General features: G+C 35.4%; 15 protein-coding genes. 4 read left to right on the top strand and 11 right to left on the bottom strand.

What is annotated here, in order from left to right:
- Positions 1–3: 3 nt before the first annotated feature.
- Genes KGF86_RS13990 through KGF86_RS13980 form a run of 3 tightly spaced genes read right to left on the bottom strand, consistent with a single transcriptional unit; the run spans position 4 to position 3629 of the window.
- Complete coding sequence (locus KGF86_RS13990; protein WP_186869449.1) at positions 4–669, bottom strand: response regulator transcription factor; 666 nt, start codon at positions 667–669, stop codon at positions 4–6.
- A gap of 25 nt (positions 670–694) precedes the next feature.
- Complete coding sequence (locus tag KGF86_RS13985; RefSeq protein ID WP_186869448.1) at positions 695–2860, bottom strand: ABC transporter permease; 2166 nt, start codon at positions 2858–2860, stop codon at positions 695–697.
- Complete coding sequence (locus tag KGF86_RS13980) at positions 2850–3629, bottom strand: ABC transporter ATP-binding protein (protein ID WP_186869447.1); 780 nt, start codon at positions 3627–3629, stop codon at positions 2850–2852. Before KGF86_RS13980 ends, KGF86_RS13985 begins: the two co-directional genes overlap by 11 nt.
- Before the next feature lie 587 nt (positions 3630–4216).
- Here KGF86_RS13980 and KGF86_RS19515 point away from each other — a divergent pair.
- Positions 4217–4945 (top strand): D-Ala-D-Ala carboxypeptidase family metallohydrolase, encoded by a 729-nt coding sequence (locus tag KGF86_RS19515; RefSeq protein ID WP_343221462.1) that lies wholly within the window; start codon positions 4217–4219, stop codon positions 4943–4945.
- A gap of 153 nt (positions 4946–5098) precedes the next feature.
- On the opposite strand, the gene KGF86_RS13970 is transcribed toward KGF86_RS19515, so the two are convergent.
- The 5 genes from KGF86_RS13970 to KGF86_RS13950 form a co-directional block, all read right to left on the bottom strand.
- Positions 5099–5398, bottom strand: coding sequence for a hypothetical protein (locus KGF86_RS13970; protein WP_211742257.1), 300 nt, complete (start codon positions 5396–5398; stop codon positions 5099–5101).
- A 5-nt stretch (positions 5399–5403) separates the two neighbouring features.
- A complete protein-coding gene (locus KGF86_RS13965; protein ID WP_186869446.1) occupies positions 5404–5703 on the bottom strand; it encodes a DUF2089 family protein in 300 nt (99 codons plus the stop codon).
- 426 nt (positions 5704–6129) lie between these two features.
- Positions 6130–7206 (bottom strand): helix-turn-helix transcriptional regulator, encoded by a 1077-nt coding sequence (locus KGF86_RS13960; RefSeq protein ID WP_211742256.1) that lies wholly within the window; start codon positions 7204–7206, stop codon positions 6130–6132.
- Positions 7207–7418: 212 nt separating this feature from the next.
- Positions 7419–8135 (bottom strand): dihydropteridine reductase, encoded by a 717-nt coding sequence (locus KGF86_RS13955; RefSeq protein WP_211742255.1) that lies wholly within the window; start codon positions 8133–8135, stop codon positions 7419–7421.
- Between the two features lie 558 nt (positions 8136–8693).
- Positions 8694–9080, bottom strand: a complete 387-nt coding sequence (locus KGF86_RS13950; protein ID WP_211742254.1) for a DUF3021 family protein — start codon at positions 9078–9080, stop codon at positions 8694–8696.
- A 318-nt stretch (positions 9081–9398) separates the two neighbouring features.
- On the opposite strand from KGF86_RS13950, the gene KGF86_RS13945 reads away from it, so the two are divergent.
- Positions 9399–9668 (top strand): hypothetical protein, encoded by a 270-nt coding sequence (locus KGF86_RS13945; protein ID WP_211742253.1) that lies wholly within the window; start codon positions 9399–9401, stop codon positions 9666–9668.
- 48 nt (positions 9669–9716) lie between these two features.
- Entirely contained in the window at positions 9717–10265 is a 549-nt protein-coding gene (locus KGF86_RS13940; RefSeq protein ID WP_211742252.1) for a GrpB family protein, read from the top strand.
- A gap of 257 nt (positions 10266–10522) precedes the next feature.
- Here KGF86_RS13940 and KGF86_RS13935 read toward each other — a convergent pair whose 3' ends face one another.
- Complete coding sequence (locus KGF86_RS13935) at positions 10523–11479, bottom strand: VOC family protein (protein ID WP_211742251.1); 957 nt, start codon at positions 11477–11479, stop codon at positions 10523–10525.
- A gap of 31 nt (positions 11480–11510) precedes the next feature.
- On the bottom strand, positions 11511–11903 hold the full coding sequence (locus KGF86_RS13930) for a DoxX family protein (RefSeq protein WP_222619010.1): 393 nt from the start codon (positions 11901–11903) through the stop codon (positions 11511–11513).
- A 297-nt stretch (positions 11904–12200) separates the two neighbouring features.
- Between KGF86_RS13930 and KGF86_RS13925 the strand changes: the two genes are divergently transcribed.
- Entirely contained in the window at positions 12201–12746 is a 546-nt protein-coding gene (locus tag KGF86_RS13925) for a helix-turn-helix domain-containing protein (RefSeq protein ID WP_211742250.1), read from the top strand.
- A gap of 443 nt (positions 12747–13189) precedes the next feature.
- Here KGF86_RS13925 and KGF86_RS13920 read toward each other — a convergent pair whose 3' ends face one another.
- The gene (locus KGF86_RS13920) at positions 13190–13825 is read right to left on the bottom strand and encodes an NAD(P)-dependent oxidoreductase (protein ID WP_211742249.1); all 636 of its coding nucleotides are present in this window, start codon (positions 13823–13825) and stop codon (positions 13190–13192) included.
- Between the last annotated feature and the right edge of the window lie 137 nt (positions 13826–13962).

The raw sequence follows: 13962 nt of genomic DNA, 5'->3' as shown, positions 1-13962 counted from the left end.
TCCTTACCCCCTAAGTCGGTACCCTTGACCTCTTATGGTTTCGATTTGGTCATCTAGGTCTAACTTTCGCAATGTTTTCCGCAATCGAGTGATATTGACTTGAAGTGCATTTTCGTCTATATATTGGTTGGTTCCCCATAGATGTTCACTCAATGTTGACTTAGATACCATCTCGGATTTATGTTGCACTAGCGCTTTTAATATCTTCCCCTCATTAGCTGATAATAACAGCGATTGATCTCCCTTATATAAGGTAAATGTATTAGGGTCTAGAGTAAAATTACTACCCTCTAGTAAATCAGGTTGTCCCTCAAACCTTCTTAATAGATTTTGAATGCGTGCTAACAATCTATCTCGATTACATGGTTTGGTCAGATAATCATCTGCTCCTAGTTGCAGGCCATGTAATTCATCTTGCAGCTTATCTCTAGATGTCAAAATTAATATGGGCCTAATACCTTTTGATTTAAGACTTCTACATATATCAAACCCAGACAGGCCCGGTAAATTGATATCTAATAAAACTAAGTCTGGGGGATTGGCTACTATAGGAGTAACAACATCCTGGAAGTCTGAAATAGCGATTACGTTATACCCCGCTTTTAGCAAAATATCCGTTAGCTCTTCTCTCATAAAAGAATCATCTTCTACAATTGTAATTGTCGCCATTTCAGCACCCCCTATTGTGAAATTACTAATCCATATTCGACTTCCATCGTAATTTATCTATCTCATGACCCGCTGACCGAGCAACTGCTGCTCCATATATAATAACAATGACGATTACTACACTTGCAAAGAGAAGGAGCATCGGATATAGCATAGCACTTTCTTCGATATACAGATAATGGAAGGATAACATTGCCTTGATTCCAACCGCTGCACTGATACACGCAAGAGACATAGGCAATAAAAAGGTGTACAGTACTTGCCTATACATCGCTTCTTTCATTTGTCCCCGCTTTGCACCTAGCATGGAAAGTGTAACGTAACGTTGACCAGTCTGCCTTATTTGTGTTAAGAATTGTAATGCTAATACGGTACAAGCAATAATCAGAAATAAGAAGCCCAAGTATAATTCGGTGTAGCTTCCTGAAACAACATAAAAGAGTTTTCGTCCATAATTTTCCAAATAACTTTCAAATTCAAAGCCTGATGTTTTTAATATATCCCTAGCTTCCATCATTGGTTTCATTAAACCTTGTTCTTCTTGCAACTTCTGTGGGATAAGAAAGTTCCAATAGGACCTGTAAGTTTCTGTATTCACTAATTGCTCGAACATTTGATTGGGGACAATAAACGCTGAATGAATTTCTACCGAACGATCTGCTACTAAGCCTCTCATAGGGACAGAAGTTCGAATGGAAATTGGTTGGTCACCAATGCTTACTAAAGTCTGCCCTTCTATGGAGGCTTTTTCTAGAATAGTGTCCAATACAGACATATTTCCCAAATCATCCATATACAAAAGATCAGGATTGAAGTATAGAGCCATTTCATCAGCATGAAGGTTCAATGGCTCTTCTCCTATAGCTTGTAACAGCCGATTATAAGATGATTCTGGAATTAGATAAGGGGTTGTTGCATCGATCTCTAAGATACCTAGCAGATTAAGTGCCTCCGGGTTTTCTCGACTAATCGTATACCCTTGCATTTCCCCCGATAAAAATTGCTCCTTTTCCTCGCTTGGCAGAGACATAATAAGTTGTTCTTTTAATTTAGACCAATCCACCAATGTCTTCTGCTGACCATTCTCCGTGTGCACATCTTGATTATCAAGCTTAGCAATTTCTAGCAAATTTAAGTGCTCTACATAAGGCGACATGGCATCAGAATGAAGGAATTCCTCTACCTTATGATGATCCCCATTAACAGTAAAATCATATAACGAGGAGCTTCTAACAGAAGTACTATCAAACCCTATAATAGTGGAAGCACCATTTGCTAATAAAATGATAGACAGTGTGATGAGGATTGACGTTACCGCAACAGAATCCGATCGATTAGCCACATTTTCTTGAAACTGCCTTAATGTAAATGTGCGCAACCCTTTCGTAGACTTTCGTTCAGATAAGCTTGCCATTAACCCTAAGAGCCTGCCAAATCCCCTCATAAAAAATACCGTTCCTACACATCCGAGAATCAGTGCCACAAGCAACAGTAGACCCCCGAGCTCCTCAAAACGATAGAGTACAATCCAATACGCAATTCCTAAGCATACAGACCCTACCAATATATGAAGAATATTACCTTTAACACGCCCCATATCTTGTTTCTTTTCCATTTGTCCCTTAAGCAATTGTTGAACCTCTTGATTAAATAACCTTCCACCAAGAATGAACAATGCTATGAACTGGATGAATAGAAAACCTATAATGGTAAAGAACACTGCACTTAAGGAAAAGCTCATTTGATGGCCAATAATGCCCTGACCAACTAATTTAGAAACCGTCAAGCTAATTATTTCGGCCAAAAATCCGCCTACTAATATCCCCCCAATAAGTGCTAATACAGAAGTAATAAATCCTTCTGCTAAAAGCTGAAGAACAAGGCGCTCCTTCCTCATTCCCAATAAGAGGTAAACGCCAAATTCTTTACTTCTTCGATTTAATTGATAGCGATTAGCAAATAAAATTAAGAAGAATAATAAAAACAAAGCAAAGCCATAGACAATCGGCATTAACTGTAACAGTTTATCAATTGCCTCACTTTCAAATTCCCTTAAAAATATAATAACATCTTGTCTACCAAGGGAAAGAATAATATAAAACGAAGCTATTGCGGTTACGAGTGTGGCAAAGTAAATTAAATTCTCCTTACGACTTCGTTTTGCATTACGAAAAATCAACCTAGAGAACATTTGCACTTCCCCCTCCAAGCTGAGCCATTACCTTTAGTATCCTATCATAAAATTCTTCTCGAGATTCATCTTGTTTACGACGCAGTTCATGAAAGAGCACACCATCTTGAATGAACAGAATTCTGGAGCAAAAGCTAGCTGCATTTGGATCGTGACTAACCATTAAAATCGTTCTTTCCTTGTTTTTATTTATCCCTTCTAACTTATTCATTAATGTTCTCGCAGAGCGTGTGTCTAAAGCCCCTGTTGGTTCATCCGCCAGAACGATATCCGGATCAGCTATCAAGCACCGAGCTGCAGCTACCCGTTGCTTCTGTCCCCCGGACATTTGGGATGGGAATTTATCCAGTATATCTGTAATTTCTAAAAAGCTCGCTAGCTCATTTAACTTTGCACGTGCTTTTCCAAAGTCCACCCCATGTATAGATAGTGGTAAGAGGATATTTTCTTTTCCAGTTAGATTATCTAGTAACTCGAAGTCTTGAAATAGATATCCAATCCGACTACCACGATACTCGGCTAAATCCTTACTATCAAAAGCACTAATATTTTCCCCATTTAAAAGGACACGTCCTGAGGTTGGTTTTATAATCGTTGCAATACAGTTTAACAATGTAGTTTTCCCAGAACCGCTTGGACCCATGATTCCTAAAAATTCCCCTGGAAGAATATCAAAGCTGACACCATTCAAAGCTTTAGTTATATTGTTTTTCTTCCCGTAGCGCTTTTGTAAGTCTTGAACCTCTAATAATTTCCCCTGTTTAACCATATATAACTCTCCCTTTTTATTATCCTTTTCTGAAATATAATAGACTGAATCGAGTTATACACATTATATCCAGTACAAAAGCTCAAAAACACTTACAAATGGTGTAAGGAAATTAAAAACTAGTAACAATATACCACTTTCTGCATGACTATATTTCTATTATAGTTCCTTCGTTTATCTCCTACCTTTTCTACCATACGAAAGTCCTTACATATATTTAGAACATTTGACGAATATCTTACTGTTCCTTTCCATGTTAGTATAGTTATAGACAGCTAGATTCGTATAACTCAAACGATTTAATCCAAAGTTTGAGGGGGTGTTTGTTTAAAGGCGAACTTTCATAAGCTCTGTTCTGTTCAGAACCGTTTGAAGCGTCTTGATTCATTTCAACACTATTTCTAGCAAAGCTTCTATTATTCAAAGTCATAAGACCTAAGCAGATTAAAAGACGGAATCAAACCGGACAAGTGTTAATTGAAAAAGAGCCTTATCAATTGAATAGAAAATATGGATTAAAAGCTTTGTAATGTTCCATTAGCCTTTCGGGATGCAACTACCAATTTAAATCTTAGGAGGTATGTAATGTGAAAAACGCTTTTAAACAGTTTATTAGTATTGTTGGTTTTGCTTTCATGATTACACTTGCCATGACCTTTATCAGTACAGATGAGGCTTCTGCCTATAACTGGACCCGTACATTACAAGAAGGTTCCAGCGGATCCGATGTAAGAGAATTACAAATAAGAGTAGCTGGCTGGGCTGCCGATTCCCCTACCCAAACATATATTGCTGTCGATGGTCAATTTGGTCCTGCGACAAGAGCTGCCGTCATGCGTTTCCAAAGAGCCTATGGATTAACTGCTGATGGTATTGTTGGACCTGCTACCCAAGCAAAGTTAAACGATTTAGAAGGTCCGAATGGAACGAAACACTTTAATTATAGTGAGTTTTATTCCAAGGACGGCAGTGTCTTTAACGGTGGAAGAGTATCCTCCACTACGGTTAGAGAAAATGTTCGCAGAATGATGTATAAACTAGAAGCAGTTCGCGTTAAAATAGGAAACCGTCCGATTATAATTAACTCCGGCTTCAGAAGTATTTCCCACAACAATAGCATTCCTGGTTCTTCATCAAACAGCCAGCACACATACGGAATTGCGGCTGATATTCGCGCTTCAGGTGTCTCCCTAACCACTCTTAGAAATGCAGCTAGGTCATCCGGATTTAGTGGCGTTTACAATGGAAGTTCCTACACCCACGTAGATAGTAGAATAGAATATCCATACGGTGCACAGTATTGGTACTGGAATTAATTGACGTATCTTCTATCAAGAAGCTACCTCATCAATTAGATAAACTGTGATTTTATCCAAATATAGATTAAAAGGCAGTTAAAACATGTAGTGTAGTAACTGCCTTTTTACCGTCCACTCGTAGGTTCCAAAAGCATGGATAAATATTCATAATCACTCTAAATCTAGAATATTCATTTTGTCTATTTGTTTTTTCTTTATAATTTTTCCTCTATGAGTAAAGTATATAACTATTAGTATTGCTGTCAGAATATTAGATACTAAGAATGTTATAATGACTTCGATGATGGAAGGATTTAGTAAATTAAAACTAATAATCATGGAAAAAAATAGGCTAATGATTGGTAATATTAAACCAGGCCATTTATTCACCTGCTTAGATAGGGAGATTTGAAGTGCTATTATCCCAACTATAATTAATAATCCAATCAGTAAAAGAACCAACTCTTCCATTTCATTCACACTCCAGTTCTTATTTTTTTATATTCATTTATTAATATTTTTGCCGTATCAAAATCTAGTTTTTCATTTATTGCTAACCTCTTAATGAGTGAAACATATGGATCATTTGAAGTGTCTTCAGCTACTTGGATTTTTTGAATTAATCGATCTAACCTTAATCTTACTGTAGGATACGTTACTCCATAAGAACTTGCAACTTCTTTAAGTGAGCCTGAAGATAATATAAACCTCTTTATAAAACTAATATCTTCATCATCTAAGGATGCTAGCCAATCTGGGATTACATCTATTGACATTAACTATACACCTCCATTACAAATGCTAAATCGAACTTAATGATTGACTTTAATATAATTAAATGTAATCTTTAACTTTATTAAAGTCAATCATTTATTAATTCTACATTATCAATATAGTTGATTTCTTTCATAGTGATATTTTGGAGTATATTATCTATTAGATATTTGACTTATAGACAGACAAAAAAGAGGCCATAACCCGTCACACTGCTAGATTGGTCTCTTTCATTCTAATATAATGCTCTGATAGCTTTATAAGATAACGAAGTATGATAGGAGGAGTAATCATGATAATAATGCTTTAATACTGTGGAAGTTTTACACATTCTTTCCCTTGGTAACTTTCCAACAAACGGTAATAATTAGAAACCGCATTTGATTAAAGTGTTGAACTTCATCAAATACGGTTTATAGATAGCGGGACTATCTATTTTTATTAATAAGATCTATATATTGGGAATCGCCATATCCTATAGTTGGGAACAGACTAAGTAACCTATTGACTAATTCTGATGTTGGTAGGTCTTTATTTTGGGAAATATACTTTACTACTGCATTATTCTCTTTTAGCATATCTAAATATATATCTCTTGCCTGGAACATTACTGGAAGTAGTTCTATTGATGGTCTTTTATGATTGATCAGCACTTCCTTATATACAGAAAAATAGTTACCTAATGTAAGCTCTGTTTGGCTTACTTTAAATTCATCCTCTCTGAAGCTATTTAAGAAAACTCTCCCGTCATATTGGGACTGCTCCAGATAGGCAAGTATGGTCAGCAGGTTCATTTGACAAAACATATCCTCACCAAACCATAGAACGATATACTTATATTCTTTATGAAAGAGATTATCTAATGGCTCTATTACTTTTTGGATATAATCCTCTACTGAAACACGATGTCCTAATGCTCGCGTTTTGATAAACTCCTTATCGAAAACTTGTTCAGTAGTCGTATTTACACACATTGCTTCATTGAATGGAACATAATCGGAATCACCCATTAGTTTTTCATTGTTAAACTCTTCATACATCACCTGACCATTCAATATATTAAGTACATCCTGGTCAAACAACTCCTTATTCCCATTTTGTAACTTTTCAACCTCTATTTTTCTAGAAACATTCATTCTATACCATTCCTCTTTGTTATTAATAGTGAGCTTGAAAAACGATTGAACAGGTAGCTGGCGAAGTTGATATTCCCTTGGATTGATACCAAAAACAGATTTAAACGCTCTACTATAAGCTTCTTGTGATGAATAATCGTAATCAAAGGCGATATCAATTATCCTTTTGTTATTGGCCAAATCCTTCGTTGATAAATACAATCTTCTAAGAAGAACATAGCGCCTAATACTGATACCTGTTACTTGGTGAAATTTAAAAGAACAATAATAAGGGGAATATCCCATATAATGAGCAAGCTCGTCTAATGAGAATTTATTTGTTAAATTATCTTCAATCCAATCAATCATAAGTTGTATATGTTCATTCATTTATCTCACTCCTATTAACATTATAAGAATGATCCATTTCTTTCTTTTGACATTTCTTGTGCTATATTTATAAAAATATCCGAGGTAATATGTATGTTAAGACTAACACAATAGTATAAAGAGAAACCGTAATTATAGATAAAAAAGGACGCCTACTCATTAAAGAAAAGCGTCCATAGAATCTATATCATATTTACCTAAAATCGTTTTGCTTAAATGGATAGATCAACTGATAATAACTCAGACCGTTGCTGTTCATGCTTATCGAGCATAATCTGTTCTGGCTTAATGCCATGCTCACGCAATACTTCAATATTCTGCACGATGAACTCGTCACTGCCGACAACATAGAAAAGTCCATCCCTGTCTTCAGCAAGATTTTTCACTTCTTCATAGTAGTCTTTACGATTATCGACGAACTGTGCTGTGAACTTCTTGTCAGGTGCTGATTTAAAGATATTGGTGAATAAGAAATCTTTTGATGAATCGATGTTCAAGGAATGAATTTGATTAACATTGTCAGCACGTTCCAAATAATCAAGTACAAGCGGTCTGAAGGTTGCTAGTCCGACACCTGATGACAACAGGTAAACATTTTTGCCTTCTCTTTTAAGTGGTACATTCGAATGAGTTTTAAATATTGCCACCTTATCGCCGACTTTATGATTTCTTAAAACTGCTTTAAATTCAGAGCACTGCTCTCTTATACGTGTTGTGATCCCGATTGTATTTTCATTTGGTAAAGTGGAGATTGACATATGACGGATCAGGCCGCGGTTTGGTTTATCTCCGGCATTAAAGCCTTCCAATGCGAAGTGGGTATGGGAACCTTCCTCCCATGTAAATTCTTCCGGACAGTCAAGCAAGTACGTTCTGACCTCGGGCGTTTCATCAATAATCTTATTAATAGTAGTCCAGTATATTTTCATTATATATTCTCCTTAGTCCATTATCTGTATCGTTACTACTTAATATATCATAATTGATAACAATTATCAATTAGATGGATTAGATATCTCAGATAATTCATGCAAATGGAATTTAGTAACGACTGAGAGAAATTTCTTGTGGCGCAATAAGATGACGTCAATTACGTGATTTTTAGCGAATCCTTCTTCCGTAAAACATCTGTTTTTTTATTTATGCAAAATATTATATATGTTCAACATAATTATGCACTTAACTGCTCTTCCTCAACATAATTGTAAGATAAAAAACCTTTGCTAACCGTAGTAGCAAAGGATAGAATAATTAATTGTTTTATTTTTCAAAGTATAGAACTGTTATCAAGACATTTAACAAAGGAATTAATTAATCTATTTAAAAGCTCTCCTCTAACCACTTTGTTGCCTCTTCCACAGAGCCAATGTATGTTGTTTTCACATCAGCTGGGATGGGTGTATTTCCAAATATTTGATAAACTGATCCGTTAGAAAAAATGGTAATACTCCTCTGAAGTCAATTCACTCGTTCGTTCCGTAACTAACTCATTCTGCTTTTACATGATTTAACTTCCTAATCAGCTTAAAAATCAAATAAGTTGAGAAAAACAAGACAATCCCCGTGATGTTAAACTCTAAATATACTTTTACTAAATCCACAAAAGAATTTAGAGAATAAAAACCGCTAAGTAGTAGAGTTGGAAAAACCGTAATCAACATTGCACCATAATGGGCAAGTATTTGTTTTGAAAACTTCCAATGATTGATTTCATATATTACACTGGTCAGACCTAAGAAAAAAACAACTACACCATAGAGAAAGAAAGCATTTGATTCTTCAACCGACCCTTGTAACCTATTCCATAAAGAAATTATTAGCAATAAAACAAATGGAATCACACCTCTAATCAATCCCTTTAATAATAAGTTCAACGGTATCCTTACCTCCTACCAACAATATTAAGCGGTTACAATAAAGTTATACGTCTATCACAAGATAAAGTTTCAAAAGAGTTAAATAAATAGCACCATTCAAAGATTTGCAATCAGTTTAATGATCACCTTTTTCACCCTAGGGCCTAGCACTCAATATTCAGAATCCTATATGTATTTTAACATTATTATCGATCTGTTTAACAACCGTGTTAAAATAATAAGAGGTTGTGATGAAATCCACTAATAATAACGAAGCAAGAGAATGAGATTAGGAAGATTGAAAGGAAAGTAATCCTCAGATAAGGAGGTTTAAAGGTGAACTTATTACTCTGGATAACTATTGGTTTCATTTTAAGCGGATTTGTTGCTCTAACTTCTATGAAAAAAGGTATGGAAAGAAAACTCGCTTTTATACAAGCAAATATGGAAGATGAGGAAAGTTCAACAAAAGCTAAATCAATAATTTGGTGGATAGTGAGTACCACAGCTTGGGGAATCATGAGTATGATCCTTATTGTTTGGTGTTTTCTCATTACTTTGGATAACTGTTGGGTTAAAATGTACTTAAACAAACAGGGGCGTTAATTTAAGCGTACTAAAGAGACAAAAAAGTTGCAGAAAGAAGTGTGAACCGTGAGAAAGGTTGAAGTGTGTTCATATAGTGAAAAATGGCCTGCCATGTTTTTAGAAGAAGTGGAAAAACTGAAACTCATTTATGGAGATGAAATTATAGCTATTCATCATATTGGTAGTACATCTGTTCCGGGGCTAAAGGCAAAACCAATAATAGACATAATGCCTGTTGTAAGAGACATTAACAACGTTGACAAATACAATCAGGAGATGCAAGAGATTGGATATAAGCCTAAAGGTGAGAACGGAATACCCGGAAGAAGATACTTCCAAAAAGGCGGAGACAAACGCTCCCATCATGTACATATTTATCAGGTTGGAAGTTATGAAATAAAACGACACCTGGCTTTTCGAGACTACTTGCAAAGGCATCCAGATGTAAAGAACCGTTACGGTGAGTTAAAAGACAGATTAGCACAACAGTTTCCCTATGATATTCAATCATATATAAACGGTAAGGAACGCCTTGCTAGAGAAATAGAAATAAAGGCATTGGACTGGTATAAAAATAACAGGAATAACTTTGCTAATACTGATAATAACGGATAAGTCTTGTTGAACTAACAGGGGATTTAGTAGCACAAAGTCAAACGCTTTTTCACGTTTTTATTGTAAAAAAGTTCTCAAAAACGGCCTAATTGCTAATCTTTCAGTGCTTAGCTCAAAAAACACCCCCTTAGATGAAATTATCCAAAGGGGTAAAGCTTCGCTACTTTATATAAATACTACAAGATTGTTCACGGACATATTAGTTTGTAACTAATTGATCATAACTTTTTCATTATAAGAGAGTGGAAACCATCTAATTAGTTTTTTATAATAATTTTTATGGTGTTTCCAGAAGGGTCTTTGATCAACATTTCTTTGTTGTCATCATTATACTTAAATCCTAATCGATCTAAATTTCCTTTTGCTCGATTATACTCTTCTTCCGTAAAATGAAGGGTAAGATACTTTAAGCCTAATGCATTTTCTGGAGGTGCAGGTAAACCCTTCCCTGACCAAATATTCATTCCTATATGATGGTGGTATGCATCTTTGGATACAAAAAGCATATGAGTATCCTTAGCCACAATATCAAGTCCAAGTGCTTCCACATAAAATGTTTCGGACTCCTCTATATCTGATACCTGTAAATGCACATGACCTATTCTTGTTCCGTTAGGTAATCCACTCCATGTACTTCCCTTTATTTCAGAGAATAAATCCTCAACATCTAATTGCGCTGTCCCCCCGACATAACCACCCTTACCGTCTCTTTCCCACTGATTAGAATCTCTATCGACATATATTTCTATCCCGTTATGGTCAGGATCTGCTAGGTAGACCGCTTCGCTATATTGATGGTCTGAAGCACCCTGTACTGGATACCCAGCTTCCAATAGGTGTACTAAGGATAAAGCCAAATCCTCTCTAGTAGGAACGACGATTGCGAAGTGGTATAGACCAGTAGATCTATATGGACGCTCAACAAACGATTCCTCCTCTTTTAATACAAGCTGCGGGACACTTCCATCTGTTGTCAGTATTGCTGTTTTTTCTTCCCTCTCTAGCACTTGAAACCCTATTAATTCCTGATAGAATGATATTGAACGGTCTATGTCAGAGACTTGTAGCTCTACATAACCAATTCTAGGTTCCATAACCCCTGTATAAGTTTCCAAACTCATCTCTTCGTCGCGCCCTTCTTTTTTAACAAATAAAAAAAGTGCTACTACAATAGATAAAATAATAATTACCGAAATAATCTTCATATTTTTCATTTTTATCTCCTGATAGGTCTGAGCCCTTTTATTATTTGTTTTTTGCCTTTGAAATATAATAATCTAAAGAATATAGCTTACTTCCGTTTAATAAGAAATATGCAGATATTGCCAGTAAAGCAAGATCGTACGCGTAACCTCCAATAAAGCCTGTAGCTAATTGTACTTTCACAATTGCTCCTAAAAGCACTAAGACAAAAAGTCCACCTACGACACGTGTGCCCAAACCAATGAGCATCGCAATCCCACCAATCAACTCAATGCTTGCTACTATATAAGCTAAGAATCCAGGCAATCCAATGCTATCAAACCATCCAGCAATGCTTCCAATACCATCTTGAAATTTACTTACACCATGTCCAATAAAAATAACTCCTAAAACCACTCGTAGTAACAGCGCACCAATATCTTGTTTATTTATCATTTTAGTTCCTCCTAAAGTAATATATTTTCAATATCTTATTTACTAACAAGTTAATGTTGTATCCCTACATGCCACCTCTTTCTTAAAACGTTCTATACAGTAAGATTTACCCTTATTAAACGTAAATCGAAATCTAATACTAAACAAATATTCATATTAGGAAACATTAGCGCAAAAATACTACCTCTGTTTACTTATAAGAATATTTGTTTTCAATATGTTAACAAGGGACTTGTAGTCTGTCAATGATTTTGCTACTATTAGTTTCATAAAGGAAAACTTATGGGGGTGATTAGGATGGATATAGGGACTAAAATACGTAATATTAGAAAAAGGAAAAAAATTACTATCGCGCAAATGTGTGAAGGCACAGGGCTTTCAAAAGGATTTATTAGCAACATTGAAAATAACAATACATCACCTTCTATAAATACACTTAATAACATTGCTGAGTTTCTGAAGGTGCCTCTACCTTATTTATTGCTAGAAAAGAAACAGCACATGCGTGTCGTTCGAAAAAGTGAGAGAAGAACCTCATCATTAAATCATTTAAACATAGAGTATATAACCTCAAAAGGACCATTACGAATGATGATTGTTGAATCTCCACCTGGATTTGCCATAGGAGAAGAAGAACCCCACGCACACGAAGGAGAGGAGGTTCATTTAGTACTAGAAGGAAGGGTACTTGCTGAACAAGGAGAAGATTCTATTATCGCAGAACAAGGCGATTCCTTTAGCTGGAATGCAAGTGTTCCTCATATGGTAAAAAATATTGGAGACACAAAATCTGTGATTCTAATCGCCATTTATTCAGATACGAATTTAGATTATTTGTTATAAGACTTCGTGGCCAAATAAGTACAAATAAGGTGGATAGGCTAGCAAATATCTTGCTAACCTATTTTTCACTTTAGTACTCCCCTACTTTTGACTCCTACCTTTAACTCTTATTCGTTAAGACGATTTTGAAATCTAAGCTTAACTCGTTCTAGTTCATATATTTTTTCTCTGTTAGTTTTTTGCTTCTCTAATAATTCTAAGAAGGCGTCAATATCGTGATGATCAAGGTAAGCCGTCATTCCCTCAAAGGAAAACCTAATTTTTTTAATACTGAATCGTATTTAGGTGTTCAATCTATTCAGTTGAATACTATCTGTCCCCATTTTGTAATCTAAAAACAGTTAAGAAACCAAAAGAAAAGACATTAACTTTGTGATTCCGCTTTTTAATCACATTTGTTAATGTCTTCCCTATGAGAAATTTCTTCTCTGAAGCATCGAAAGTTACATTTCTCCAACAACAGTAAATCTTTCGTTAATGTGCTTAGGATTTTCAATTTCATCTAAAACCGCAATTGCGTAATCCTGATAGCTTATATAGCTTTCACCTTTTGAATTAAATAGAAGTTGGTCATTTCCTGATTGATAGGATCCAGTTCTTTTTCCGTCAGCATCGAATTCCGCTGAGGGACTTATAAATGTCCATGTAATATCGGATGTTTCCTGTAATTCTTGCAAGTTTCGCGCTTGTCCTTTAGCTGTTGGCTTAAACAAGTCTGGAAATTCAGCTGTTTCCATGACCCTAACGGTTTTATTTTCATCGACGAACAGACTTCCAGCTCCACCTACAATAATTGCTCTAGTATCTGTTCCCTTTAATGCTTCGATTAAAGCATGACCTGCATCAACGTGTGCTTGCTCTTCACCGATTGGAGCACCAAAAGCATTTACAACTACTTCAAAATTTTTAATGTCATCTTGTGTAAGATCTAGTATATCTTTTTCAATCACAGCTACATTCGTGTCTTTGAGTTTTGACTTATCCCTTACGATAGCCGTAACTTCATGTCCCCGACTAACTGCTTCCTTCAAAATTAGGTTACCTGCTTTTCCACTTGCACCAATGATTCCAATTTTCATTTTATAGACCTCCTGCATTGATAAATTTAGTTGTAACCAATTCGATTACCTGTAATCATTGTAGTTACATATTGATTGGATGTCAACAATAAAAAAATATTTTTTATTATGATTAATCTTTTAAGATATAATATACT

The sequence above is a fragment of the Ornithinibacillus massiliensis genome (assembly GCF_018310345.1).
Taxonomy (GTDB): Bacteria; Bacillota; Bacilli; order Bacillales; family Amphibacillaceae; genus Ornithinibacillus; species Ornithinibacillus massiliensis.
The sequence above is the reverse complement of the archived record's forward strand: the minus strand, read 5'-3'. Positions and strand labels throughout refer to the sequence as shown.

Bases quoted from the DNA above. Each gene is read 5' to 3' on its own strand.
- KGF86_RS13925 (WP_211742250.1), top strand. From the start codon at position 12,201: ATGGATATAGGGACTAAAATACGTAATATTAGAAAAAGGAAAAAAATT.
- KGF86_RS13965 (WP_186869446.1), bottom strand. From the start codon at position 5,703: ATGTCAATAGATGTAATCCCAGATTGGCTAGCATCCTTAGATGATGAA.
- KGF86_RS13935 (WP_211742251.1), bottom strand. From the start codon at position 11,479: ATGAAAAATATGAAGATTATTTCGGTAATTATTATTTTATCTATTGTA.
- KGF86_RS13985 (WP_186869448.1), bottom strand. From the start codon at position 2,860: ATGTTCTCTAGGTTGATTTTTCGTAATGCAAAACGAAGTCGTAAGGAG.
- KGF86_RS13920 (WP_211742249.1), bottom strand. From the start codon at position 13,825: ATGAAAATTGGAATCATTGGTGCAAGTGGAAAAGCAGGTAACCTAATT.
- KGF86_RS13980 (WP_186869447.1), bottom strand. From the start codon at position 3,629: ATGGTTAAACAGGGGAAATTATTAGAGGTTCAAGACTTACAAAAGCGC.
- KGF86_RS13960 (WP_211742256.1), bottom strand. From the start codon at position 7,206: ATGAATGAACATATACAACTTATGATTGATTGGATTGAAGATAATTTA.
- KGF86_RS13955 (WP_211742255.1), bottom strand. From the start codon at position 8,135: ATGAAAATATACTGGACTACTATTAATAAGATTATTGATGAAACGCCC.
- KGF86_RS13930 (WP_222619010.1), bottom strand. From the start codon at position 11,903: ATGATAAATAAACAAGATATTGGTGCGCTGTTACTACGAGTGGTTTTA.
- KGF86_RS13970 (WP_211742257.1), bottom strand. From the start codon at position 5,398: ATGGAAGAGTTGGTTCTTTTACTGATTGGATTATTAATTATAGTTGGG.
- KGF86_RS13990 (WP_186869449.1), bottom strand. From the start codon at position 669: ATGGCGACAATTACAATTGTAGAAGATGATTCTTTTATGAGAGAAGAG.